Source organism: Plantactinospora sp. WMMB334 (assembly GCF_049179095.1).
GTDB lineage: Bacteria > Actinomycetota > Actinomycetes > Mycobacteriales > Micromonosporaceae > Plantactinospora.
This window is the reverse complement of sequence record NZ_JBMHME010000002.1, coordinates 235,356-260,722: the sequence shown is the minus strand read 5'-3', so window position 1 is coordinate 260,722 and position 25,367 is coordinate 235,356. Positions and strand designations below refer to the sequence as shown.

16 protein-coding genes and 1 pseudogene are annotated in these 25,367 nt (G+C 68.9%); 8 read left to right on the top strand and 9 right to left on the bottom strand.

What is annotated here, in order from left to right; translation table 11 throughout:
* The first annotated feature begins 244 nt into the window (after positions 1-244).
* Positions 245-1,099 carry a hypothetical protein gene (locus ACN27G_RS01215; RefSeq protein ID WP_421490919.1) on the top strand — a complete coding sequence of 285 codons (855 nt, stop codon included), beginning with the start codon at positions 245-247 and terminating at the stop codon, positions 1,097-1,099.
* Positions 1,100-1,795: 696 nt separating this feature from the next.
* A complete protein-coding gene (locus ACN27G_RS01210) occupies positions 1,796-2,272 on the top strand; it encodes a hypothetical protein (protein WP_421490918.1) in 477 nt (158 codons plus the stop codon).
* Positions 2,273-2,455: 183 nt separating this feature from the next.
* On the opposite strand, the gene ACN27G_RS01205 is transcribed toward ACN27G_RS01210, so the two are convergent.
* The 7 genes from ACN27G_RS01205 to ACN27G_RS01175 form a co-directional block, all read right to left on the bottom strand.
* Positions 2,456-4,081: a hypothetical protein gene (locus ACN27G_RS01205; protein ID WP_421490917.1), complete on the bottom strand. Its 1,626-nt coding sequence runs from the start codon at positions 4,079-4,081 to the stop codon at positions 2,456-2,458.
* A 237-nt stretch (positions 4,082-4,318) separates the two neighbouring features.
* Positions 4,319-5,044, bottom strand: coding sequence for a DUF5343 domain-containing protein (locus tag ACN27G_RS01200; protein ID WP_421490916.1), 726 nt, complete (start codon positions 5,042-5,044; stop codon positions 4,319-4,321).
* A gap of 2,419 nt (positions 5,045-7,463) precedes the next feature.
* On the bottom strand, positions 7,464-11,000 hold the full coding sequence (locus ACN27G_RS01195; RefSeq protein WP_421490915.1) for a hypothetical protein: 3,537 nt from the start codon (positions 10,998-11,000) through the stop codon (positions 7,464-7,466).
* 238 nt (positions 11,001-11,238) lie between these two features.
* Complete coding sequence (locus ACN27G_RS01190; RefSeq protein WP_421490914.1) at positions 11,239-12,648, bottom strand: alginate lyase family protein; 1,410 nt, start codon at positions 12,646-12,648, stop codon at positions 11,239-11,241.
* A 164-nt stretch (positions 12,649-12,812) separates the two neighbouring features.
* Positions 12,813-14,999 carry a glycoside hydrolase family 36 protein gene (locus ACN27G_RS01185; protein WP_421490913.1) on the bottom strand — a complete coding sequence of 729 codons (2,187 nt, stop codon included), beginning with the start codon at positions 14,997-14,999 and terminating at the stop codon, positions 12,813-12,815.
* Positions 14,996-15,946, bottom strand: a complete 951-nt coding sequence (locus ACN27G_RS01180) for a family 43 glycosylhydrolase (RefSeq protein ID WP_421497195.1) — start codon at positions 15,944-15,946, stop codon at positions 14,996-14,998. Before ACN27G_RS01180 ends, ACN27G_RS01185 begins: the two co-directional genes overlap by 4 nt.
* A gap of 50 nt (positions 15,947-15,996) precedes the next feature.
* Positions 15,997-16,944, bottom strand: a complete 948-nt coding sequence (locus tag ACN27G_RS01175; RefSeq protein ID WP_421490912.1) for a carbohydrate ABC transporter permease — start codon at positions 16,942-16,944, stop codon at positions 15,997-15,999.
* Between the two features lie 68 nt (positions 16,945-17,012).
* On the opposite strand from ACN27G_RS01175, the pseudogene ACN27G_RS01170 reads away from it, so the two are divergent.
* Positions 17,013-17,312 (top strand): annotated as a pseudogene (locus ACN27G_RS01170) (transposase); the annotation flags it as partial.
* A gap of 5 nt (positions 17,313-17,317) precedes the next feature.
* Here the strand turns inward: ACN27G_RS01170 and ACN27G_RS01165 are convergent.
* Positions 17,318-18,292: a carbohydrate ABC transporter permease gene (locus tag ACN27G_RS01165; protein ID WP_421490911.1), complete on the bottom strand. Its 975-nt coding sequence runs from the start codon at positions 18,290-18,292 to the stop codon at positions 17,318-17,320.
* Positions 18,293-18,317: 25 nt separating this feature from the next.
* Complete coding sequence (locus ACN27G_RS01160) at positions 18,318-19,625, bottom strand: extracellular solute-binding protein (RefSeq protein ID WP_421490910.1); 1,308 nt, start codon at positions 19,623-19,625, stop codon at positions 18,318-18,320.
* A gap of 280 nt (positions 19,626-19,905) precedes the next feature.
* Here ACN27G_RS01160 and ACN27G_RS01155 point away from each other — a divergent pair, with 280 nt between their 5' ends.
* The 5 genes from ACN27G_RS01155 (at position 19,906) to ACN27G_RS01135 (ending at position 25,338) form a co-directional block, all read left to right on the top strand.
* Positions 19,906-20,922 (top strand): LacI family DNA-binding transcriptional regulator, encoded by a 1,017-nt coding sequence (locus tag ACN27G_RS01155; protein ID WP_421490909.1) that lies wholly within the window; start codon positions 19,906-19,908, stop codon positions 20,920-20,922.
* 97 nt (positions 20,923-21,019) lie between these two features.
* Entirely contained in the window at positions 21,020-22,027 is a 1,008-nt protein-coding gene (locus tag ACN27G_RS01150) for a hydroxyacid dehydrogenase (protein WP_421490908.1), read from the top strand.
* 2 nt (positions 22,028-22,029) lie between these two features.
* Positions 22,030-22,695: a ThuA domain-containing protein gene (locus tag ACN27G_RS01145; RefSeq protein WP_421490907.1), complete on the top strand. Its 666-nt coding sequence runs from the start codon at positions 22,030-22,032 to the stop codon at positions 22,693-22,695.
* 40 nt (positions 22,696-22,735) lie between these two features.
* A complete protein-coding gene (locus ACN27G_RS01140) occupies positions 22,736-24,262 on the top strand; it encodes an alpha-N-arabinofuranosidase (protein ID WP_421490906.1) in 1,527 nt (508 codons plus the stop codon).
* 404 nt (positions 24,263-24,666) lie between these two features.
* Entirely contained in the window at positions 24,667-25,338 is a 672-nt protein-coding gene (locus ACN27G_RS01135; protein WP_421490905.1) for a hypothetical protein, read from the top strand.
* The last annotated feature ends 29 nt before the right edge of the window (positions 25,339-25,367 follow it).

The window sequence follows — 25,367 nt, the reverse complement described above, 5'->3', positions numbered from 1 at the left end:
GCTCATCTAACTCCAAGATAGCAGATTAAAATCTTAACGCAAGAAGGAATCCGCTAACTGCCCCAACAACTTGCTATGGGCTGAGGCGGAGCGCTACGTCGGCTTGTGACTCCCGTGAGCCCATGACCGGCGACATAGATCGGCTAGCAATGACATCGAAGAGTGTTGCGCCGATGACGTAGCGTGCGACAGGTCAGCCTTCCGGCCTGCCGCCGGAAGCGTGCGTCCTGATCGGAGTGGTGCGGTGAGCAAGCGGAACACGAAACGGCAGCGGCGTGAGCCGGTCCGCCGGCCCATCCCCGAGGCCAGGCTGACCGCGCCACCACCGCGGCCGCCGTTCGATCCTGACTCGCCTGTGCTGCCCTTGGACGCGGGCAGCCCTATGCTCGGCTCGCTGGTGAACGGCCCGATCGAGGCGTTGCCGTTGTACGCCGTCCTGACGGCCGTCCACCTCGAACTCAGCGGCAAAGCCGTCAACGCCTGCCTGCCCGTCTGCTACCAGATCGTCGGAGCGCTGCGGCACTTCGGCTTCGCCGCCGAGATGATGGCCGCGTACGTGGAAGTCGCCAGCGGCGGCCAGCCCTATGGCGGCATCGGCGTGAATGGCAAGGCAACCGTCTACCCGGACGGGACCACCAACGGGCATATGGTTGTGTGGGCCGACAGCTTCGGCCGGCTCGTCGACGCGACCGTTGCCCAGCACCCCGAGCTCAACCGGGCCGTCCACCAGGGCAGCCTGAACCAGAGCGCCCCGCTCGTACTGCCGGTCGGCGAGCGCGACGTGCTGCTGCAGGGCGCAATCGGCGCGATCCGCGCCCCATACCAGCTGGCCTACCTGGCACTTCCCCACTACACCAGTGTCTTCGACGGCTGGATCGCGCAGTACCGCGAGCCCCTGGACTACGGGGCGTTGAGCATGGCGCACCGCGGCCTGTACGCGCTGCAGGCCGCCGGGAAGATGCGCAACATCCGGCAGCTGCCGCACCTGTACCCGCATCTGGGGCGGCTACTGGACGGCGTCGACCAGCTGCCCGAATTGGCGGAACCGCCGGCCTCCGTCGCACAGCTGCAGGCGATCGGTCAGCAGCCGCGTCCGTGACCCGTGTCCTACATCCGCCGGGGGATGCCCGTAATGTCCAACCGGTCGGCGTAGATCCGGCACGCCTTGCGCCCGGCCGAGAACGCGTCGTCGGCACCGAGCACGGCCGCACCCGGTGGACCTCGGCCCGCAAGAGGGCAGCCAGTGATCTGGTCTCCTGCGGGGATGCGGGTTGACCTGTCCCCGCCGACCGACCGGGATACCGCGGCCGGTCCCAGCCGCCGAGGCTGGACGTCACGGGCGGCCGGTACGGGTCGACCAGCTGCCGGCTGGCAGAGACCGCCCGACGAGCCGGAGCTGGTGCTGCCCGAGCCGGCCGCCGCGCCACGGACGAACGTCTCGTCCGTCGCACCGGTGGTGTTCTCCAACCCCACCGACGAAAGCCCGCCCCCAGCCGACCGGCCGCCTCGTCACCACGACGATGGCCGCAGGCCGAGACGGGGAAATACACCAGTAGGCTGCTCGACTGGATCAGCACGCGCATCAGCGGCATACCGCACCCGTCGAGCGGCACGAACAACTCAACGTCAACCTACTGGTCGGTGTTCTGCCCGAGGGTCTGTACGGCGTTGGGCCCCGGGTTGCTGATGGTGGCTACGGTCGGGTGGATACGCCGATGTCGGCTGGACGCGTGGCACCTTCCGGGATGACTTCTCCGTCCATCGTGTCGACGCCCACCCTGTCGACACGACCGGCATGGAAGCCCTCGAACGCCTACACCACGCCGGACACCGGGTGGAGGGACAGTTGCCACCCAGCCACGACCCGAAGGTACTTGTACCGATCGACGGCGTCGTCCAACGCCGACGACGGCTGGGAGAAACATCAACGAGTACCACCGAGCAGCCTGAACGATCCTCGAAACCGCAGGTCAGCAGCCGGAATCGAGGTTTTGGCACCCTACAGGTTTTGGCACCCTACAGGCTGTACGAGCAGGCCGTCACCCGGGCGGCCCGCCTCGACGCGGACGTGCTCAACCAGGTGGAACCGGCCGGCAGCGTCCTGGGTGACGCCCTGTCCGCGCTGGCGGCGGCCGTGGTCGCGTGGCGGCGTCACGCGCAGCGCACTCTGCCGGCTTGGACGCTGATCGTCATGTTCACCGGCGGGCGGTTGCTCACCTCATTGCTCGATGATCAACATGCGGGCTTCGGGGGACGAGTCTGCCCGCAGTAGGCCGTCACCGTGACGATGACCATCCGTCACCGCGAGGACCTGGCCGCCACGGTGAGGACGAGATTGTTCGCTACGTCCTCACCGAAAACGACACCGACATCCTCATTTTCGGCGCCGGGCAACACTCGACACGCCAACACGGCGACCACTACCCACCGTAACAATGATCTTGAAACGGCCTTGCTAGTCGAGGAGGCGGTGGGGCTGCCGAGCGGCCGGGGTGGCGAGCAGATGAAGCTCATTGTCCGCACGAGCTGCCAGCTTCATGGGAGGTATCGGTGGAGTCGCGTGCGCTGCGTTGACAATGCGATCCAGCCCTGCCGCAACGAGCGCGGGGGTAGTGCGCAGCGCAACTGGCAGTGCGACTGAGTTGAACCTGGCAGCATGCATGATCCGGTTGCGTTGATCGTAGAGCCGACGTAGCGATGCCTCGATGTACCGTCTTACCCGAACGAGGACGGCCGCAGGGTTACGCACTAGCGCGATGGCCCTGGCTGCGCCGACCGGATCGGCAACCTCGACGGGGGCCGGTACGTCCGCGGCACGCAGCGCGGTAGTGATGATGTCGAGCCGCCAGGTCACGGATCCGGTCGCGGCGAGGCGCTCGGCGACCGGATCGCTGCCGTGAATCTTCCAGTTGTGCGCGAGTACGTTCAGCTCCGCTCGGGAGTAGGAACAGGTGATGATCGCGGCGAGCCGGTCGGCGGCTCCTACGCCGGGTCGAGGGGCCCGACCACCAAGGAGACTCTCAATCGCCGCCCAGGCGCTGGCCACGGAGGCGCCCGAGGTGGACGCGTCTAGGGCGGCGAACAACTCCAGCGCGTCATCGAGCTGCGCGTGTGCTGTTGCGGTCACCTCATCGGTGTCCAGCGGGGCGAGGAGCAAGTCATGTCGTTGCACGGAGGGTAGATGAGCGACCGGCGCCCACGTTCCGAGGCTGCGCCAGTCAGCCTCGTCCTCAATCCATGCCTTACCGCTGGGCTGCAGCGTCCCGCGCCCGCCGACCCGGGCTCGGGCGGCGAGCCTGCGGATGACCGCATCGGCTTCCGCCAGCGCTGCGTGAGCATCGCGCGCGGTCACCGTCACCCAGACGCCGCGAGTACCTTGTCGCGGGGGCCGCAAGCCTTTGCGGGTACACAGCTGCTGCAGATCCTCGGCGGACAAGAGCTGATCCTCAGTGTCGTCGACCGCACGGTGGGGCTTCTGATTCACGGGTACGAGTACTCGCCACTGACGAAGCGGGCGGCGACTTGCAGTGTCGGCCTCGGCAACGAGTTTCAGCAGCTCGGCGCGGGGATCAGCGCCGTCGCAGATTCTCTGCTGGGCGGCGAGGAACCATCCGTGGAGGTGGTGGCCGGAGAACCCGACATCAAACAAGTGCGACGCGATGCATCGCGCCACCAGCTCGGCTGGGCCCGCCGCCGATCCCGGAGTACCTGCGCTGGGGAATCCAGCTTCGATCTCGGCATGCCATGCTGCCAGGTAGCCACCGCTGATGCGGCCGGCGAGCTGGGACAGCGCATCGTGGTTGCCCTCCGACAGCGGCTTTCCAGCGCTCTTGCCGGTGCTGGCCACAGCGAGAAGGTCAGTCACACGCTGACGGGCGGCTGGCTGGCCGCATCCCGGGTCGTTGGCTACCTGTTCAGCGGTGAACGTAGAGACGTATGTCAGACCTTCTCCGGAAATGCCATCGATCCGTACAGCAGTGTCATATTCCAGACATTCCCGGATAGCGAGGGCGCTGGAAGCCTGCCAGAGGGCCCGATTCCACGGGCTGCGTTGGTCGGCGAGCTCCAGCAGGCGAGCCATGACAAACCGTTCGATCGTGGGACTTCGCCCTGCGACACTTGAGGGCGTTCCTTGACGAGGCGGACGCGATGGCGTCGAGGTCTTACGATCGGGACGCGGCATGAGTTATCCTTGTCGTGCATCGCCAGAGGTTCGGTGCAACTTTCTTACAGGCGGGAGCCGCTGCTCATACAGCCGCTCCCGCCTTTGCCTGTCTCCGTCACGATCTCGCCTGTCCGAGCCAAAGGACGGCGAGGGCTAGCCTCCGTCAAGAGCCGGCTCCGGCTGAGGGCTGACGCTGTCTGTGTAGAACAGGTCGAACAGGGCCTCCAATGCCACCGTGAACCTCCTACGGTCACTCGGGGGCCAAGTCTCTCCCTCCTTCGGGATCTTGCGCAGCAACCCGACGATCTCAGCGGGTAGCCCGTCACCGATAGCGGGTACTGGCGGTGCCACCGCCAGCGGTTCGGCCGGCACGTCCCCAGCAGCCGAGGCCCTGCGCGACGGCCGACGCGCCGCCGAGGAGGGCACCTTCGGTACTCGCCACAGCGCGCTGACCGACACGCCCCCAAATTCGCACGCTTTAAGGAAGAAGGCGGCTGCCTTACGGCGGGTGTCCCCACGAACCCCGACCTGCTCGAACGCCTCCTCCATCTGGGACTGGGTCGCGTTGCTCGGCAGCTTCAGCAGAAAGCCGTAGTGAGCACGAACCAACTCCCCTACAAGCTTGCGACGCTGAGGGTCGTCCGCCTGCACCAGCGCGTCGAGCACGTCTGTCGGGGTTCCCGCCGAGTCGATGAGCCCCAGGGCGCGCAGGGAGGCCAAGATCGTGGGCCGGTATCCACCGGCGTAGTTGTCGAGGAAGCTCGGGTCGATCCGATGCGGCACGCCTCCCTCACTCAGCCGATCAAGCAGACCCGTCACAGTGCTGAACGAGATGTAGGCGACCGGTATCACCGTCGACTCGCCGTTCCTCGGGGCCATCCGACACTCCAAACCTCGTCCTGGATCAGTCAAGGACGAGGTTCAGGATGCCGGAAGCGTGCGCGGATTGCAAGGAGGATGCAGCAGCTCTGGTCACAAGCCAAACCCGGACGAACTCCGGGATCGCCCTTGGACCACCTACGTCGGCGCTGGCATGGCTGAACCTGATTCAGGATTGCCAGGCAAGCAGGGTGCAAGCCAGGTCTGGCGTTGCAACACTTGGTGCATGCGAACCGACAGCGAAGCTAGCTTGGTCGACCTGGAACATGAACCAGAGACCACGCCTAGCGCGATCGAGGAAGGGACACCTGTCTTGGTGCGCGATCTGCATGATCGGTGGCTGCCCCGGGTTGCCATACAGCCACCGACCCGCGGGGCGCTGTTTGAGGTTGTCACCGTCTGCCGCCGTGAGCACTATCCAGACAACGTACTGCGATCGCGGGTGCCGTTTCCGGTGGAAGACGTCAAGGTCGACCCAGACGCTTAGGAACTAGCACAAGGTCGTCGATGACAACGCTGACGGCTCGACGACCGCGACACGAAGCTCCGTGGGAAGAGACCAGCCTCACGTCGCGCTTGCACCCGGCCGAGGCGTAGGACTCGCCGGCGTCGCCGCTCTCGCAGCAGCGGCACTGGCCGCCTCCTGGATGCGGTAGGACCGAGCCATGAAGCCCCTGCAGCACCTCGACACTCCCGGAAACCCGCTGCCGTAATGACGTTGCCGGCGCTGCAGACCAGGCGAAACCTGCTCGCGCGCCGCGCGTGTCCAGTGCCCGACGCCCGAGCCCTCTGCGACCGCCCCACGCTCCTGTAATGGCCTGCGCTCCTCCACACATTCTCTGAACTAGCCAGTCTGTCAGAGCACGCCGGGGCAGGCACGCTCATCGGCAGATCCGCGCGCTGGGGAAACGGCTGGGCTTAGCAACAGCATCACGCAACGTCACGACTCGGATCGCCACCAGGCCAGGCGGCGTGTCGCCGGACGTAGACCGAACTCAGCGCCGGTGTGCACTTGCAGCCGTACCTACCTCTGCACTCGGACCTGTACGCCGACACCACCCGGCCCAGGTCAGCCGGTCCCCCGACCTGGCCGGGCTCCCCACCGGCCTGGCCCGCATCCGCCCCGACCAACTATCTGGCGGGCAATGGCAACAGGCCGCGATCGCCGCGCCCTCGTCAGTGAGCCGGGCTGCTAATCGCCGACGAGGCGACGTCCATGCTGGAGGTCTCCACCCGGGCCGGCGTCGCCATCACCCTGCGCCACTCGCCGACAGGGCATCGGCCTGGCTGTTCTGTTCATCACCCATGCCCTCGGCGAAGCCGTGCAGAGCTGCGACTAGATCCTCGTGCTACATCGTTGACACGGTCCAAGCCGGACGGCCGACGAGGTCGTCGCAAATCCGAACCCCGGCGATCCAGCGGATCTGGTAGCTGCCACTCGCCGACCTCCGACCCCCATCGTCAGACCGCGACACCGAACGGCAGTGATCACGGCCCGCAGCCCCGGCAGGACGGCATCGGACAGGTACTCCACGGCTACCCAGGCCCATTGCCACACCAGCACAGATTCGATGTGGTGCGGTGCTTCGCTGACGGTCTCGGACCCGGCAAGACTTCGACGAGCCGGGCGGGTCAACGGGCCGACGCAGCCACTACCACCAGGCACATCGCTCCGGAAAGAAGGACAGTTCGCGGCTGCCTCGACCATGCTCCGACCGCTGCAGCAGGCCACTCCAAGAGGCCCAACAGCCTCCACCTCGTGAGACGATGTGATACGCGAAGCCAGCGGCATTCACAAGCATCGCTTGAAAATGCCTCTGACCTGCGGTTTCGGGTGGAGCCGAGGGGACTCGAACCCCTGACCCCCACACTGCCAGTGAACCAGCCAGGCTGTCGGAGTCCGCCGGGGCAGTGCCGGATCGTGACGAACGCGCAGGTCACTGGCCCAGTCAGAGTCCGGACCGTATCGGCCTCCGCCGGGGCTTGTCAGACCGTCCGTGAGACGGTTGTGAGATTTCACGGCCATTCGGCCCGGGAGGGGCGCCGAAGATCAACAACCAGCCCACCCGTGTTCCGCCGCAAAGTCCTTGATCTACTGAAGGCTGGCCGATCGGTGGCAGACCTGGTCCGGGACCTGCAGATCAGCGACCAGACCATCTATACCTGGCGTGGCCAGGAGTTGATACACCGGGCAGCTTCCCGGGATCACGTCGAGGGACCAGGTCGAGCTGATCGCCGCGCGGCGTCGTATCGCCGAGTTGAAGAGAGGCACTGATCCGCGTGGTCCGGGCTCCGCGCCAGGACATCGCGCCGCCGTAGGCACCGGGCCGCCGGCGGTCCGACGCGCGAGCGCAGCCGGAGTCCGACCGGTCAGCGTGGCTGACCGACCGGGGCTCCGGTGTGAGGTCGCCCTGTCTCGTCAGCGGCGATCGAGCCCTGCGAGCGCCTCCTGCAGGTTCTGCACCGCGGCGTCGACCCGGGCCTGGTCGGCCGCGTCGTCGTCTGCGACGGGGACCGCCGCCGTGCGTGCGGCCACGAGTGCCGTCCACGACTCGGCCGTCCAGTCGTCCTGGTCGAGGTCGGCTGTCTCGTCCAGATACAGGTCGAGCGCGGTCTTGTCGACGGTACTGGTGACGAGCTGCACCTCGGCGATGTTGGTGTTGCCGGTCGTGGAAACCAGCCGCAGTGCGGTCGTGTCCGACGCCGACGGCAGGGCCAGCTGGTTCCACCCTTCCTTGGCGCCGGTGAACGTGGCCAGATCGTGCCAGCTTCCGCCGCCGTCCGCGAAGCCCTGCAGCCGCATGCCCTCGGCCCGGCCGGCGTAGCCGGAACGTGGCAGGTAGCGAACGGCCTTCACGTGCAGGGTGGTGCCGTCCGGCGGCACGACGCTGACCCATCCTGCGGCCTGCTGGGTGTCGGTGAAGGTCGCTGGGTCGCCGTCGAACATCGCCCAGCCGTTGGCTGCGGCGTCCTTCGTGCCGTCCCACGACGGAGTGCTGGCGGTGACCCAGGACCGGACGACGTCGGCCGTCTGGTACGGCGGCGGCGTCAACAGGTCCCAGGCCGCCAGAACCCGGACGGCGAGCGCCCGGGTGTCGGCACCGGGTTCGGCTGCCGCGGCACGGACGGCGTCGATCTCGCGGGTGAACAGGACGGCGGACGCCCGGGAGTAGTCGGACAGGTCCTGCGCCGTCGCCTCGTCGAGCAGGCCGTCCAGGTCGACCTCGCGTCGGTCGCCGTCGATCCGCAGGTCGGCCATGGAGAAGATCGCGCCGGTCGGCTCGTCGGCCTGCAGCTTGAGGTACCGGAACCACTGGTCGCGGGCCTGCGCTCGGACCGGGATCGTCTCGATCTCCACGTCGCTCCCCTCGGTGGGGCGCTCGGTGAGCAGGGTCCACGTGGCACCGTCGTTCGAGCCGTAGGCGTTGGCGCCGTGGGAGCGGTCGGGGAAGGTGTCGCGAGCCAGCCAGCCGATCGCGTCGGCCCGGTAGCGGTAGCCGGCACCGAAGTCGAGTAGCACGCTCGGGCGGCGGATGTCGCCCCAGAACGTCTGGTTGTCGCCGTCGACGATCGCGGCGAGCGCGGACGCCGAGAGGTCCGGCGACGTCACGATCCGCGAGTAGTCGAGCGTCCCGTCGGCCAGGCGCGGCTCGAGCAGTTCGAGGCCGGCGACGGCGACCCGCAGGTCCTCCAGCAACGCGCCGAACTGCGCCGAGTCCGTGCCGGCGACGGCGGCCTCGGCCGCGGCGCGGGCCTCCGCGACCGGTTGCCAGGTCGTCGTGGTGTACACCTCGCGGTCCCGCAGGCCCTCCGTCAGGGCGTCGATCGCCGCCGGACGGTTGCGGGCGACCGTGACGGTTACCGGCAGGGTGGTGTCGGCCCTGTCATCGGACGCGACGACTAGGAACTCCGACCTCCCCCGCTCCTTGCCCTTGCCGCGCGGGAGCCACGTCAGCATCCCGTCCGGGGCGAGCCGGACGCCGTTCGGCGCTCCCTGCAGGCTGAGCTCGTACGTGCCGTCGGGGTCGCTGACAGCGATCCGTCGGCGGTAGGGCTCCCCGGCGACGGCGACGACGTCGAGTGCCGCGCCGTCGCCGAGCACCGGCGGGCTCAGCGTGCCGTTGGCGTCGGCGAGCAGGGCAGCGACGTCGATGTGGGCGTGGGACCCCCTGGCCGTGAGGTAGACGATGTTGTCGCCGATGCGCGGCACCCTCGCGGTGGAGACGTCCATCCAGACGTAGCGCCACCGCCCGTGCGTGTCCGGGACCTCGATCGTGGCAAACGGCTCGTCGCCCGAGGTGCGGGCTGCCCGGAGCGTGGCGACGCCGTTGGTCCGGACCTTCAGGCCGACCAGCGCGGTACGGGAGCGGTCCGGCCAGACGGCGCGGCGCACCGCGACCGTCGCGTCAGACTTCTGCGCCTTGAGCCGGACGAACCCCGTCCCGTCGCGGTCGGTGAGGTGCTTGGCGCCCTTGCCGAGCGTGTGACCGAACTGCTGCAGGCCCAGCTCGGGCCCGATCGCCGCCGGGACGGTGACGTCCTGCTCGGCGAGCTCGGGCGGGAACGCGACCCAGTACTCGGCACCGGTGAAGTCGGAGCCGGACTCGTTCCAGAAGTTGGCCAGGCTCGACCCGGAGTAGTACAGCGGGCCGTCGCGGTGGGCGTACGTCTCGGCGACGAACGGCGCCTCGCGCTCGACGTCGACGCCCGCCACGTACTCGTACTGCAGGTACAACTCGGACATCGGCTCGCGCACGCGCCCGCGATAGCCCTGGGCGAGCTTGCCCTGCCCGCCGGACGTGTCGACCCAGGGCAGATCCTCGCCCATCATGAACGCGTAGAACACGTCGCCGCCGGCCAGGATCCGGTTTCCGAGGAACTCGTACGGGCTGATGGCGTCCGCCGCGGTCGACACGGTGCCGTGGACCGGGTGCAGTCGCGTGCCCTGGTTGTTCACCACGCGGGCGATCGCGGTCAGCAGGTCGATGTCGCCCTCGGCGTGCGCCTGGTCGCGCCCCATCTCCATCACCTGGACGAAGTCCTTGCCCGTGGCGTTGCCCGGGTCGTCGGCGTCGATGATTCGCACGAGGTCGGCCAGGGAGCCGCTGACGTCGCCGCCGTTGATCGGGATCTCCGGAGTGTACGTGGAGTTCACGGTGAACCACTCGACGCGCTCGGCGTACAGGTCAGCGTCGTCGGTGAAGATCGCGGCGGCGATCATACCGATCACGCCGTACAGGTGCTGGTTCCACAGCCGGTTCTGCGAGAACAGGAACGTGTCCAGCACGGGGTGGATCAGGTTGTCCTCGATCCGCTGGGTGTCACGGTCGGTCCAGCGCAGGTCGTACCCGTCCAGGGAGTCGCGCGCGGGTTCGGTCGACCGGAGGATCTCGGCGGCGACGAGCGTCTGGTACAGCGGCACGCCGGTGTGGATGTGCGCGTCGGCGAAGTACTGGTACCGAGTCGGGTCCAGGCTGCTCCAGGTGCGGACCACGTGCAGGGCGTTGGCCCGGTGGACCTCGTCCCCGGTCACCAGGTACAGCAGCGCCTGCGTCATCGCGCCGATGCTGTCGGTGTGCTGCCGCGAGCGCATGCTCGCGTTGTCGTACGCGGTGGCGGTCGGTGTCTCGTCGGTCGGCCCCTGGATGGAGGCGCGGAAGTCGACGGCGGCGTACCGCGTCTGCCGCATCGCGTCGTAGTAGCTCGCCCACGGCTCCACGCCCGCGAGCACCTGGGTCCGCATGTTTTCCAGGTTGTCGGCCGTCAGTCCGACACCGGGGTGGGAGAACCCGGCCTCGCTGGTGGTCCGGTGAATCTCGACCAGATCTGCGGCAGCCGGGTCGACGGCGGCCGGCGGCGGTCCGGCGGCGGCCGGCGACGGCACCACCAGCCCGCCGAGGGTCACGACCGCCGCGGCGACCGCTGCGGCGATCCGGGCCTTACTGGCTTGCTTCATCGCACAGTCCTCTCTCGGCACCGACGTCGAGTCCACATCGTCCCGACGGCGGAACCGGTCCATGCCATTCACCTCGCTGCGCTGTCCCGCCTCTTCACCGGTAGGTGACCCGCAGCCGGGCCGACAGCGGGGCGGGGAGTTTGACGAACGAACCGTCCGCCACCGCCAGCCCGGCCGAGGCCAGGAGCGTCCGACGCTTCAACGTCGTGCTTGGTTCTTTCTAGAACTGGATGACCGGTTATTTGGCGTACATGAGAGTGCCGAAACCGAGCTCGTCGTAGCCGCCACTGTTCGGGCCGTAGTCACCGCCGCCGCCCTCGGGGGCGGCAAGGTCGTAATACATGGCGGAGATGTACCTGTCGTCGAGGTACAGCCGACGGTTGTAGTGGAAGTGCAGTCGCGCCCACACCGGCCGGACCTGTCCGCGCGATGCCGAGGAGATGACGTTCTGCGTCACCCCTTCACAGTTTGCGTACCTTGTGTAGGGCACGGTCATCCCCAGGTTGTACTTCGCGACGTACTGTGCGGCTTTCATGAAGCGGCGGCCGTCGTACGAGTAGAGATCGTCGCCCTGGTTCCAGGCCATCTCGCAGATGGCGCCCATCAGACCCATGCCCATGATGGAGTGGGCCTGATCGCGGCCAGACTCCTGCCACTGACCGAGGTCGAAACCGTCCACATCGGGATACAGGAACGGGACTGCGTGGCGGACCGCGCCGCTGCCCAGGCCCTGCTTGAAATAGGTCACGGCTTCGTCGTACCTGGCGCCGTCGTCGGTGAGGATTCCGATGGCCATGAGCGAGGCCATGTTGCACAGATCCCAGTTCGCCCAGTAGTGGGAGTCGCAGGTGTCGTTGTGGCGCACGAGGAAATCGTGGTTCCACACGGCGAAGACGTCCACCATCATGTCCTGGAAGCGCCCGAGGTCGAAGCCGTCGTAGCCACGCATCAGTTCGGCGACGTTGGCGAACTGCCAGCCGTAGATGCCGAGGGCCAGGTACCGGTTCGAGTCACCATCGATGTAGGTGAGCGTGTCTGACCAGGCGTTCAGGATGTTCCGAGCTGTGTCGCCGTTCGCGCGCGTCCCGGCGACCTTCCAGCGCAAGGCGTTCTGGTAGGCGGCGGCGATGTCGTTGTAGAGGATCCCGTAATTTCCGCCGGTCGCGCTGCGGACGATCGTCTCCTGCGGGTTCGGCCTCCAGCCGCTGGACGAATGAGAATTGGCGGTCAGCCGGTTCCAGCCGGACAGCCACGGATCGTCGCCCGCGGCCACCCGCGCCTTGGCCCGGTTGATGTCACCCCAGTTGTGCAGCATACCGGGATGGGTGAACGTGGGCGGTGCGGCGCTCGCTGTCTTCTCTCCGAGCACTCCGGCGGCGGCTCCGGCTGCGGCGATACCAACCGCTCCGTGCAGGACACTCCGGCGACTGATTCGGCTTGGGTCATGACTCATTGCATGCCTCCATTCGCGTATCGGCGGAACTTGAGGTTGTGCCCGTGCTCGTTCGCGTACAGGGGAAGGAAATCCGACGTGAGATACCAGTACGGTTTCTGCGTGATTGAGCTCGCCGTTGATGACCAGGTTGTCGAAGGTGACGTCGGTGATCGTGCCGTCCTCGTCGTAGCCACCCAGGGAGTAGTCGGACATGTCCTGGGCGGCGGCCTCGTCGAGCAGGCCGTCCTAGTCGGCCGCGATCCGGGCCTTACTGACTTCGCTTCATCTCACGGTCCTCTCGGCGCGGCGTCGAGACCACGTCGGCCCGACGGTGGAACCGGTCCATGCCATTCACCTAGCTGTGCTGTCCCACCTCCTCACCGGTCGGTGACCCGCAGCCGCAGCAGCCGGGCCGACAGCGGAGCGGGTAGCTTGACCTCCACCGCCGTCCCGCCGTCGACGACGGCTGCCGCCTGACTGCCCCAGGTCGGGAACAGGACCTCGACCCCGCCGGCCGCGCTCAGGCCGGGCAACGGCACGCGCAGCGCCTCCTCCGTTTGCCCGCCGCCGACGGCCGGGCGCCGCCACACCGCGAGGTACAGATCGGCATCGTCGCGGGCACCCTGGACGATCCACGGGTCGCGCCATGCCGGCAGGCCGAGCGGCCACACCGGGACGGAGCGCGCCGTGGCCCGCCGCACGTCGCGGTGCACCGCGAGGGCCTGGCGGACGATCTCACGTTGCCCGGCGTCCAGGGTGTCGATCCGGCCGGCGAGGTGGACCCGCGAGAGCAGCGCGGTGACGAGCGAGAACGCGATCTCCTCAGCGGTCATCGACCCGTCCACCGACGCCCACACCCCCGCCTGCTCTGGTGCGATCGCCAGTGGCGCGGCCGCCGCGATCGGCGGCATGAGGCGGAAGTCCTGCTGGTCGGTCAGGGACTGGGCGGGGAACACCGCCCCGCCGGCCGCGTCGGTGCGGGACCCACCGGCCGCGCACCCCTCCACGACCAGGCCCGGGTGCCGGTCCATGACGGCAGCAACCCAGGAGAGCATCGCGCGGCCGTGCTCCAGCAGCCCGTTGCCGACCGGCTGCCCGGCACCGGCATCGGTCCCGGGACCGATGTCGACGTTGTAGTCGAACTTGAGGTAGGCAAGGCCGAAGTCTTCGACGAGGCGGTCGACGACCCCGTCGAGGTGGGCACGGGCCGCGGGGTGGCGCAGGTCGAGCTGATGACGGCCCCACTCGGTGACCCGGTGCCCGCCGCGCTGGAAGAACGCCTCGGGCGGCAGGGTCCGGGCCACCGGGCTGCGTACGCCGACGACCTCGGGCTCGAGCCACAGGCCCGGCCGCATGCCGAGGTGGCGGATGCGGTCGATCACCGCGCCGAGGCCACCGCCGGGAAACCGGTTGGTCGACGGCTGCCACGCCCCGACCGAGTCCCACCAGCCGCCGAACTCGTCGTCGTACCAGCCGGCGTCGATTACGTAGCACTCGGCGCCCAGGTCGGCCGCCGCCTCGACGAGAGGCAGGACACGGGCTGTCGTCGGGTCGGACATGAGTCCGTTGAGGAAGTCGTTGTAGACCACCGGCAGGCGGTCGTGGTCCGGGTGCGCCCGGCGCCTGCGACGCCGGTCCGCGGTCAGGGCGGCACCGACTGCACCCAACGTCGCCGTACGGCCGTGGAGGTGGCCGGGGACGACGGCGAGGCCGACCGGCACGGTGTCGAACGAGGTCGCGGGCCCCACCCGTCCGGCCCACTGGTGCTCGGCCGCCGTCGGGCCGGTCACGAGCAGATAGACGTCCCCGTACCGGTCGCCGAGCTCGGCGTGCCAGGCGCCGTTGGTCTCCGCCTGCCAGGCCACCATCCGCCCGGTCCGGGTGTCCTCGACGATGCCTTGCGCCAGGTGCTCGGAGGTCGACCAGGCACCGGTGGAGGTCAGTGCGACCCGGTTCTTGGAGCCGATCTGCCCGTAGCGGACCATTCCGACATCGACCAGGCCGCGCTCGGCGAGCGTTGCCCGGTGCCAGCGGAACTCTCCGCTCCACGGGTTGACCGCCTGCCAGACACCCAGGTCGTTCTCCCAGCGCGCCCCGTGCCCCAGCCCGCCCAGGGCGCTGGTGGTCGCGTGGTCCAGGACCGCCTCGCGGACGGCGGTGACCCGCGCCCGGGACCGCACCACCGGGATGCCGTCGGCGGCCTCGTAGACGACGGTCGCCCGCAGCCCGGTCCCGTCCTCGGCGACGTCCAGCTCCAGGCGCGAGACGTTCCCGTCCCGCAGCTCCCGGTGCCCCGTCAGCCGTAGCCGCTGCGCCGCTGCGCCATCGACGTGCCGTTTGCCGGCGGTGCCCGTCCTGCCGTCACCGAGGACGGCGACCTCCAGGACCGGCAGGGCGGAGCGACGCAGGCCCGCCAGGTCGGGCCGGGCCTCGGACGTGTGCCAGAGCGCCACGAGCCGGGGCGCCGCGTCCGGGCCGTGTGCGACGGCGAGCCGAACGACATCGTTGCCCCACTCCAGGTATTGCTCGTCGGCATCGGGGAGGCCGGGCAGGGTGACGGTCACGCGATCACCCCGGTGACCGGGTCGATCGTCCACCGATCGCGCCACACCAGCTCGGCCCGGCCCTCCTCGATCCGCAGGGGTAGCCATACCGGCGTCGAGTGGTACAGGTCGTCGGGATCCCACCGGTCGCCGACGTACACGTGGCTCGTCGTCTCGCTGCCGTGCACGGGCACGACGACGGAGACCTGGGAGTCGTACGTCGCCGCCCCGGGCGGGGCGAAGTCCCGCCACTCGCTCCACGGTCCGGCCGGGGACGGTGCGGTGGCGTACTGGTTGTCGTTGGTGGCCCAGCCGGTCAGCTCGGACCCGAACAGGTAGTACAGGCCGCCGGCCTTGACCATCGTGGGCGACTCGTAGCCGTGGGGCCCGGCCGGGTGGTCACCGGGAGCGGTCAGGGTCGTGGCGACGGTCTCCCGCACCGACATCAGGTCCGGGGCGAGGTGGTAGACGTGCAGGCCGTGCTCACGGTCCTCGCTGAGCAGGTAGCCGGTGCCGTCGTCGTCGGCGAAGACGCCGATGTCACGGCTGAGGTTGCCCAGTGGTCGCTCCGAACGCAGGTAGGTGTACGGACCCTGCGGCCGGTCGGCCACCGCCCACCCGAGGCGGGCGTCGGAGTAGTCCGCGGAGTCGACGTGGAGCAGCATCACGTACGCGCCGGTGGGGTTGCGCAGCACCTTGGGCCGTTCGACGACCCGCCCGGGTGCGAGGTCGCCGATCGTCTCGTCGACGGCGAGCGCGTGCCCGTGGGACGTCCACGTCGCCAGGTCCGGCGAGGAGTAGCAGGCGACGCCACCGAACGTCCCGCCGTGGGTCTTGTCCTCGCCCCAGGCCCAGAAGACGCCGTCGTACCGCTGGATGCCGACACCGTGCAGCTGGGCGACCTCGCCGTGCTGGTCGACGAAGAGCCTGCCGGGCGCGACAACCCCGCGCGGGGCGTACGAGGGCACGGTCAAGGGAAGCCTCCGGGAGAGGGTGGGAGCCGATGACGGGTGGGGCGTCACTTGAGGGAGCCGATGGTCACGCCCGAGCGCCAGTACCGCCGCATGGCGATCATCAGCAGGACCATCGGGATGGTGGAGACCAGAGAGCCTGTGATGACGAGGCCCGTGAGGTCGTACTGGCTGTCGATCCCGCGCCGCAGCCACGAGTACAGGCCCAGCATCACGGGCCACTTGTCGGCGCCCTTGAGGAACACCAGAGGCCACATGAACGTGTTCCAGGTGGCGACGAAGTGCAGCAGGAAGATCGTCGCGCCCGCGGTCGACATCATCCGGGCGCCCATGGAGAAGAAGATCCGGTACTCTCCCGCCCCGTCGATCCGCGCGGCCTCCATGAGCTCGCTCGGGACGGCGCCCTCGGCGTAGACCTTCGCGAGGTAGACCGAGAACGGCCCGAACATGCCCGGCAGGATCATCGCCCAGACGGTGTCGTAGAAGCCGATCCTGGTGAACAGGATGAAGGTGGGAACGATGAGCAGGCTGCCGGGAATCAGGAACGAGCCGATGATGAGACCCATCGTCAACCCGCGCCCGCGATAGCGGTACTTCGCGATGCCGTACCCGGCAGCGAGCGCGACGGCCGTCAGGCCGAGCGAACTGAGTCCCGAGTAGACCACCGTGTTCCACAGCCACCGCGTGAAGATGCCGTCCTGGTAGGTGAACAGCGCCTGCAAATTCTCGACGAGGTGGAACTCGGTGAACCACATGCCATTGCTGCGGTAGAGGTCGCCCCGGCTCTTGGTCGCCGAGACGAGGAGCCACCACAGCGGTGCGACGGCGTACACGGCAAGTAGCACCAGGACTCCGAGCACGACCCACCGGGAGGAACCGCCGGCCACAGCGGCGGACGAGCCGACGGTACGACGGCGACGGCGCCTCGTCCGCACCGCGACACCCCCGTCGTGCGCGGCGGGCACAGGCGCGTCGGTGAGGGCCGCGTCACTCATGGTTGCTCCATAAGGTTGTTGATCGTCTGGGGTTGGTGCCTCGGATGCCCGGGGGCGGTGGGGTGTGGCTGGCCGCCTACGCCGGCCTGGCCCCGGTACCCCGCGACTCCGGACGCGTACCCGGCAACCTGCACCGGCCCAGGCGTTACCAGCGCGGCCTGCGCCGCGTCTTCTACCTCGCCGCCCTCTCCGCGATCAACCCCGATGGCCCTTCCAGGGCCTTCTACCAGCGCAAACGTGGGGAAGGGAAACTCCACACCCAAGCCCTGATCGCCCTGGCCCGCCGCCTGATCGACGTCATCTGGGCACTGCTGCGCGACGGCCGCGAGTTCCATACCTCACCGCCACTCACCGCGAGCGCGGCTTGACCTGGTCATTGAAACTCCTTGTTCATCACGCGGTAGATCACGGCCGACGCCACACCGACCACGAGGGCGAAAATGATCGACAGTGCCGTGGCGTAGTTGAGGTTGCCCACCTGGAACGCCTGGTTGTAGATCATCATCGCGGGGGTCAGGTCTTTGCTGATCGCCTCCGGCGCCACCGCGCGGAAGAGCAGGGGTTCGTTGAACAGCTGGAGTGTGGCGATGATCGACAGCAGCAAGGTCAGAACGAGCGATCCACGCACGAAGGGCACCTTGATCGACAACGCCAGTCGAAGCTCGGACGCGCCGTCAAGGCGCGCGGCCTCGAAGATCTCGTGCGGCACGGACTGCAGCGCGCCGTAGAGGATCAGCATGTTGAACCCGAACGCACCCCACAGCGCGAGGTTGCCGATCGAGACCCAGAACAGGTCGGCGGAATAGAAGTTCAGGTGGAGACCGAACAGGTCGAAGAACTGGGTCAGAGGCCCTACCGCCGGACTGTACTGGTAGATCCAGATCAGCGTCGCGATGATCCCGGGGACCATGTACGGCAACAGAAGCACAACGCGGAACCGTGCCGCTGTCCGCCTCCGCGCAGCGTCCAGCAGCAAGGCGGCGCCCAGACTGAGGAACTGGGTCACTGGTACAGCGATCAGCGCGTAGAGGAACACGCGCAGCATCCCGTTCCAGAACACCGGGTCCTGGACGCCGGCCACGAAGTTGTCCAGCCCCACGAAGGAGATGGTCTGGCCCCCGAAGCCCAGCCCCGACGACTTCGTGGCGAACACGCTCTCGCGTAGCGCCATGACGACGGGCACCAGCACGAAGAGTGCAAACCCCGCGAGGAACGGGAACGTCAGCGATGCCCCCTTCAACGCCTCGACAGTGCGCCAGCGCAGGCGTGGCCCGCGGAGGGAGACACCGGGACCGCCCTCGTTCCGGCTGATGGTCCCGGACGCGGTCCGGTCGGTGATGGCGGTCATCGGTGTCCTCGCCTCGCGATCGTGATCAGCTGGCCTTGTGGGCGATGCCCTTGGCGTCGAGGTCGGCGATCACGAAGTTCTGCACCGCCCGGAGCGCCTGTTCAACGGTGATCTCCCTGGCCACGGCCTTGCCCCACTGGTCCTGCATCTCCGGGAACCATGCGTCGTAGTTCGGGCCGAGCTCGAACTTGCCGACGACCCGCGCCTGCGCCTCGACGATGACGTTGCCGGCCTGCGCATTGTCGACGAAGAGGCCGTCGGGGATGATGTCCTTGACGTAGGGTGAGGGGTCAGAGATCTGCGTCGGGAAGCTGACCGCGCCGGTCTCCTTGTTGCGGCCCGCCTTGATGCCCTCCGGGGACGCCGCCCAGGCGACATAGGCCATCACGGCGTCGGGGTGCTCGCAGCCCACCGGCACGAACGACGGCTGCGTACGGCCGGGAGCGACCGGCTTGCTGGCACCCGCGAACTGCGGGATCGCGGTCGCTACCCAGTCCCCGGCCGATGCGGTGAGGTTGGTCTTGAGCCCGGTCAGGGACCACCACTGCGTCGGCGTGGAGGCCATCTTGCCGGAGTCGAAGTACGCGTACAGCGCCGGGCGGTCCTGGTATGTCTGGTTCGACACCAGGTCGTCGTTGATCAGCTGCTGGATGATGTTGGCCGCCTTGAGCGTGCCTTCGTCGAGGAAATTCACGACCCACTGATCGCCGTCGATCGCGAACCACTCGGCACCCGCCATCTGGGACAGATTGATGAGTGTGGTCGGGTCCTCGCCCGCGAGGTTGGTGACGTCGATGCCCTTGGCCCTGAGCGTGTGGCCCGTCTCGACGAACTCCTCCCATGTCGTCGGAACCGACACGCCGGCCGCGTCGAAGGTGGCCTTGTTGTAGATCAGGAACTGGCCGTCGGAGCCGGTCGGGGTGCCGTAGTAGCGGTCGTTGACCTTCGCCGATGCGAGCGCGCCGTCGCTGAAGACGTCCTTCAGCGGCGTGACCGCGTCGGTGATGTCCTGCGCCCAGCCGTTGACCACGGCCGTGGTGAGCGGTCCGAAGCCCTGGACCAGGCACGGCAGCTGCTGGCGGGCCTCGAAGGCGTTGCGGAAGTTCGTCTGGGTCGCGACGTTGTCGGCCTGTAGCACGTAGGTGGCCTTGACCTCGTCCTGAGACGCGTTGAACGCATCGACCATCTGCTTACCGACCTCGGCGTCCCAGCCCCAGATCTCGACGGACACAAGGCCTTGCGGCTTGGATTCCGCGCCGGAGCAGGCAGCCAGGCTCAGGGCCGCCGCCGCGGCGATCCCCGCCGAGACCCAGCGGGTGCGGTTGATCCTCATCAGCTCTCTCCTTCGAGACCGCCTGTGCGCCTCCCCGTCACTCCGTCGAACGGGGAGTCGTTCTCACCGGCATGCGACACCCCTGCCGACGCCGCCGGCGGGGTCGTTCCGACATCCCCGCCGTACCGTGCACCAAGTGAACATCCGCTCGGGATATCGTTATCCTAGGCACCCCGGGAAGAGTGTAAAGAGCTTGTTACCAACTCGTTGCCATCGGGCAATCGACGCCTGACGCGACATAGGAAAACGATGCTCCGCGCGAGCCCGCTATCCTCGATCCATGAGGACGCATAAGGGCTATCGCGCACCGGTGCTGGCCGACGTCGCCCGCGAGGCTGAGGTGTCCGTGCCGACCGTCTCGCGCGTCCTCAACGGGACCAAGTACGTCGCCCCCGAGCTCGCTCAACGGGTCCACCGTGCGATCGCGACGCTCGGCTACCGGCCGAACGAGGCCGCCCGCTCCATGCGGTCGGGCCGGCGCACCCTGGTCTCGGTGCTGTCGGGAGCCACTGCCAACTACGGGTACGCGCGCACCCTGCAAGGCATCGAGACGGCCGCCCGACGCGCCGGCATGTCGGTGACGATCACCGTGGTGGCGTCTGGCGACGACGACCTCAAGCGGTCGGTCGACCTCGCGCTCGCACAGCCCACCGCCGGTGCGATCGTCCTGGAGTTCGACAGGGCCGGGATCAATGCTCGCCACCTGCTCCCGGACGGCCTGCCCGTCGTGGTGGCCGGAGGCGGGTCCCGCCGCCCGGGCGGGGTCCCGGCGGCGCTCATCGACGAGCGCACCGCGGCCCGGGAGGCGACGGCGTACCTGCTGCGGCTCGGGCACCGCACGGTCCACCACGTCGCCGGGCCGACCGCGGGGAAGCACTCGGGCCGCACCGACGGCTGGCGTGCCGCACTGACGGCAGTGGGCACGAGCGTGCCGACGGTGATGAACGCCGAGTGGGACGCCGCATCCGGCTACCGCTGGGGCGAACGGATCGCCGGACGCGACGACGTGACCGCCGTACTCTGCGGCAACGACGAGATCGCCATCGGGCTCATACGCGCCCTGTCTGACCGCGGGGTACGCGTCCCCCAGGACGTCTCCGTCGTCGGGTTCGACGACCAGCCCCTGGTCGCCATGTGGCGACCGTCCCTGACCACTGTCGACCAGGACTTCGAGGATCTCGGAGAACGGGCGTTCGGCCTGCTGGAACGACTCATCGACGGTGATGGCGACACGGCCTCCAGCGTCGTCGTGCCCCAACTCGTCGTGCGTGAGTCGACCGCGGCCCCACGCGGGTGAACCGCGTCCGGGCCGGTGGCCCCGACCCTCTTGCGCAACCGCCACCCTTCCGGGATAACGTTATCCCGCCTGATCGCCCGAACCCTCGGAGCTTCCGATGACGGACCGGCTGCGCGTGTCGATGACGATGCGCCCCGCCTCGCTCGCCGACCATCTCTTCGACGTCACGCTGCGGCACCGTGTGCGGGCCGTCGCGGACCTCCACCACGTGGTCCTCGACGAGCTCGACTCCGCAGCCGCGCGGGACGCGCTCGCGACCACCGACGTGCTCGTCGCCGGATGGGGCGCACCACGACTGACCGACGAGGCCCTTCAGGCCGCGCCCCGGTTGCGGGCCGTGCTCGCTGCGACCGGCAGCGCCGGACACATGCTGGGCCGCGCAGCCCGGGACCGCAGGCTGCTGCTGACCAACGCCAGGAGGGCCAACTCGCGGCCAGTCGCAGAGTTCGCCACCGCGGCGATCCTGCTCGCGGGCAAGCGCGCCCTGCCCGCGGCACGCCTGTACGACCGCCGTCGCGACCTCATCGACCGCGAGGCCGAGCTGGCGACGGCCGGCAACAACGGCGCCCGGGTCGGGATCGTGGGCGCATCGTCCACCGGCCGCCTGACGATCGACCTGCTACGGCCCTTCGACCTGAAGGTCATCGTCCACGACCCATACCTGAGCGACGCCGAGGCTCGGTCGCTCGGGGTCGAGGTCGCGGGGCTGGACGAGCTGATGCGGACCTGTCCGGTGGTATCCGTCCAGGCGCCCGACCTTCCCGAGACGCGCGGGATGATCGGCGCCGCCCAGCTCGCCGCGATGCCGGACGGCGCGACCCTGATCAACACCGCCCGCGGTTGCCTGGTCGACAGCGACGCCCTCGTCGCCGAGCTGCGCACGGGCCGCATCGACGCCGTCCTCGACGTCACCGACCCCGAGCCGCTCCCACCGCACCACCCGCTCTGGGACCTGCCGAACGTGCTGCTCACTCCGCACGTGGCCGGCTCGATCGGCAACGAGCTGCTGAGACTGGGCGAACGTGTGGTCGTCGAGCTCGAACGGCTGGCCGCCGGCCTGCCGCCCCTCGACCCCGAACCTCTGCCCACCGCACCGGAGGCCTGAGAATGCGCGCGAGGATCGCGTCCGGTCGCGGGCGCTACTCCGACCCGTGGCACCCCTATGAGCTCACCTCCGCACGGCTCGCCGACATCCTGGCCGAGACCGGGTTCGAGGTCGCCGTCGACGGTGTGGACGAGGCGATGACGCGTCTGGACGGTGTGGGCCTGCTGGTGGTCGATGCCGGGGACCCGTGGCGCGGCGCCCAGGCCGAGGCGCTGCCCGCCGAGGCCTCGGTGGACGGCCTGGACAGAGCGCTGGAGCGAGGCATCGGCGTGCTCGCGCTGCACGCAGCCGTCTCGTCCCTTCGGGACTACCCCGCCTGGGCACCGGCGACAGGTGCGATGTGGATACCGGGCCTGTCGTGGCATCCGCCCGCCGGGACGACGACGGTCCACGTCCTCGCGTCGCCGGCCGGACCGGACCCGCTGGCCGGCCTCAGCGACTTCGACATCGTGGACGAGCGCTACCTGCGCCTGCAACGACTCGGCCACTCGACTGTCGTGGCCGAGTTCACCCACGACGGTGTGCGATACCCGGCCGCCTGGGTGCGCACGCACGGGCGCTCGCGGATCGCGGTCGACGTCCTCGGGCACGGTCTGCCCTCCTATGCCGCCCCGGGCCACCGGACGCTGGTCCAGCGCCTGGCACGTTGGGCCGCCGGCACGCACTGACACCCCGCCCTGACCCCTGAACACAGAGAAAGGCCTCGTCGTGCCCTCGACTGCTCCCACCGCCGTGATCGACCTCGATTTGCCCGGCCCCGTCGTCTCCCGCCATGTCTACGGCCACTTCGCCGAACACCTGGGCCGGTGCATCTACGGCGGATTCTGGGTCGGCGAGGACTCGCCAGTCCCGAACGTGCGCGGCATCCGGACCGACGTCGTCCAGGCACTGCGGGCAATGCACATCCCGAACCTGCGCTGGCCCGGGGGCTGCTTCGCAGACGACTACCACTGGCGCGACGGCATCGGCCCACGCGACCAGCGGCCGCGGATGGTCAACTCCCACTGGGGCGACGTGGTCGAGGACAACTCCTTCGGCACCCACGAGTTCATGGACCTGTGCGAGCTGCTCGGGGCCGACCCGTACGTCTCTGGCAACATCGGGTCCGGGTCGGTCCGCGAGATGTCCGAGTGGATCGAGTACCTCACCCGAGGCGACGACTCCCCGATGGCGGCGCTGCGCCGCAGCAACGGCCGCGACGAGCCCTGGCGCGTCCCGTTCTGGGGCCTGGGCAACGAGGCCTGGGGGTGCGGCGGGCACTTGCGCGCCGAGCAGTTCGCCTCAATGGCCCGCCAGTACGGCACCTACGTACGCAACCACGGCGACAATACCGTCTACCGCATCGCCGCGGGCGCCGCCGAGGATGACTACCACTGGACCGAGACGCTGATGCGCTCGTTCGACGACCTGACCGGACCGGACTCGCGACCCGGGCCGTTCCAGGCTCTCTCGTTCCACTACTACACGATGACCGGGTCATGGGGGGACAAGGGCTCGGCCACCCGGTTCACGACCGACGAGTGGTACCTCGCCCTGTCCCGGGCGGCGCACGTCGATGAGCTGCTCACCCGCCACTCGACGGTGATGGACCGCTACGACCCGCATCAGAAGGTGGGGCTCGTGCTCGACGAGTGGGGCACCTGGTGGAACGTCGAGCCGGGCACCAACCCTGGGTTCCTGTACCAGCAGAACGGCCTACGCGACGCCCTGGTCGCTGCACTCCACTTCGACGCCTTCCATCGCCATGCCGACCGCCTGGTGATGGCCAACATCGCCCAGACCGTCAACGTGTTGCAAGCCATGATCCTCACCGATCCCGACACCGGTGCCCTGGTGCTGACCCCGACCTACCACGTATTCGAGATGAACACCGCCCACCACGACGCGCACGCGCTGACCGTGCACCTACGTGACGTCCCGACCACCCACGCCGGGGACCGTCCGTTCCCCACGATCTCTGCGTCGGCGACAGCCAAGGACGACACGGCCCTGGTATCCCTGTCCAATCTCCACGCCCAGGACGCGACCACGCTCGTGCTGGACCTGCGCGGCCGCGACGTCACCGGCCACACCGCCCGCATCCTCACCGCCCCGAGCCTCGAGTCCCACAACACCCCTGCTGCACCCACCGCCGTGGCGCCCACCACCCACGACGGAGTCCGCCCGCACCCACGCGGCCTTCAGGTCGACCTGCCCGCCCACGCCTACGTCACCGTCTCGCTCGATCTGGCCTGATGAAGCGGAGAGGCGCCAGCGGGAGGGTGAAGCCGCTCGAGCCGGACCAGATCAGGGCATTGGCGACCACGGCCCCACGTACCCGGTCCTGGTCAACATGCACAGTCCGGTCCGGGGGCCAATCTGCACCGCCACCCCCTCTCCGTCAAGGTCAACTTGGAACACCGGGACACGCCGAGGAACCAACAGCAGCGGCACGCAGAGCCGGGCTCCCTCGGCGGCGCGCGCATCCGCCTCCGCACGTGCCTCGCCCTCACCCGAGACATCGACGACCATCGCACTGACCGGATCAACGACGCCAGAACCGCCACGACCAGCGCCGGTCCGGCGACGCTCACCACCGCCTGCGGCAGGCAGAAGCCGACGTACGCGTCGAGGGCCTCCACACCGTCGGCGACGGCGGTGTGGATGGTGCCGACCGGGCGGCCCGCTGTCCCACCGGGACTGAGTCCAGCAGCCTGCGGGTCAGCCTGTCACGCAGTCGCAGTTTCACCACCGCGGCGGTCCTCGTCGCCCGCATCCAACGGCTGCCCGCCCGGGGACAACTGACCGTACTCGGCCTCTCCTGCCTGGGCGAGGGCCTTGCCACCATGGCGTTCGGGTTGGCACCCGCGGTCGGCTTCGCCCTCGCCTGCTGGGCCGTCGCCGCCGCCGACGTCCTGTCCGGCCCGGTGGCCATCGCCGTGCTGCTGCGCCACGCCGACAACGCGATGCGCGGCCGGCTCATGGCCCTGTGGACCGCCACCGCGACCGCCGCCCTGGCCCCCGTCGTCCCTGGTCGGCGGCATCCCGGTGGACCGGCTTCCCCCCAGGGCTCGTGGCCGTCGGCCTGCTCATGGCGATCGCTGGCGGGACGTGGCTGGCGCTGCTGCGCCGAAGTCAGCTCGACGCGTCCGCGCGGCCATGAACGGCGGCGGCAGGGCCCGACCTTTGTCTTGGCCGCCTACTGCTGCCACATCGACCAACCAAGAATTGAGTCCGGCCCCGTGATCCCCACACATTCGATGTGGTGCGGTGCCTCGCCGACAGTCTCGGGCCCGGCCAACTTCGACGAGCCGGGCGGACCAACGGGCTGATGCAGCCACTATCGCCAGGGAAAACACTC

What these genes read in the sequence shown, in the direction of transcription:
- ACN27G_RS01210 (WP_421490918.1), top strand. Translation starts at nt 1,796, where the DNA reads ATGGAAGCCCTCGAACGCCTACACCACGCCGGACACCGGGTGGAGGGA.
- ACN27G_RS01205 (WP_421490917.1), bottom strand. Translation starts at nt 4,081, where the DNA reads ATGGCTCGCCTGCTGGAGCTCGCCGACCAACGCAGCCCGTGGAATCGG.
- ACN27G_RS01200 (WP_421490916.1), bottom strand. Translation starts at nt 5,044, where the DNA reads ATGGCCCCGAGGAACGGCGAGTCGACGGTGATACCGGTCGCCTACATC.
- ACN27G_RS01195 (WP_421490915.1), bottom strand. Translation starts at nt 11,000, where the DNA reads ATGAAGCAAGCCAGTAAGGCCCGGATCGCCGCAGCGGTCGCCGCGGCG.
- ACN27G_RS01190 (WP_421490914.1), bottom strand. Translation starts at nt 12,648, where the DNA reads ATGTCCGACTACTCCCTGGGTGGCTACGACGAGGACGGCACGATCACC.
- ACN27G_RS01175 (WP_421490912.1), bottom strand. Translation starts at nt 16,944, where the DNA reads ATGAGTGACGCGGCCCTCACCGACGCGCCTGTGCCCGCCGCGCACGAC.
- ACN27G_RS01165 (WP_421490911.1), bottom strand. Translation starts at nt 18,292, where the DNA reads ATGACCGCCATCACCGACCGGACCGCGTCCGGGACCATCAGCCGGAAC.
- ACN27G_RS01160 (WP_421490910.1), bottom strand. Translation starts at nt 19,625, where the DNA reads ATGAGGATCAACCGCACCCGCTGGGTCTCGGCGGGGATCGCCGCGGCG.
- ACN27G_RS01155 (WP_421490909.1), top strand. Translation starts at nt 19,906, where the DNA reads ATGAGGACGCATAAGGGCTATCGCGCACCGGTGCTGGCCGACGTCGCC.
- ACN27G_RS01150 (WP_421490908.1), top strand. Translation starts at nt 21,020, where the DNA reads ATGACGGACCGGCTGCGCGTGTCGATGACGATGCGCCCCGCCTCGCTC.
- ACN27G_RS01145 (WP_421490907.1), top strand. Translation starts at nt 22,030, where the DNA reads ATGCGCGCGAGGATCGCGTCCGGTCGCGGGCGCTACTCCGACCCGTGG.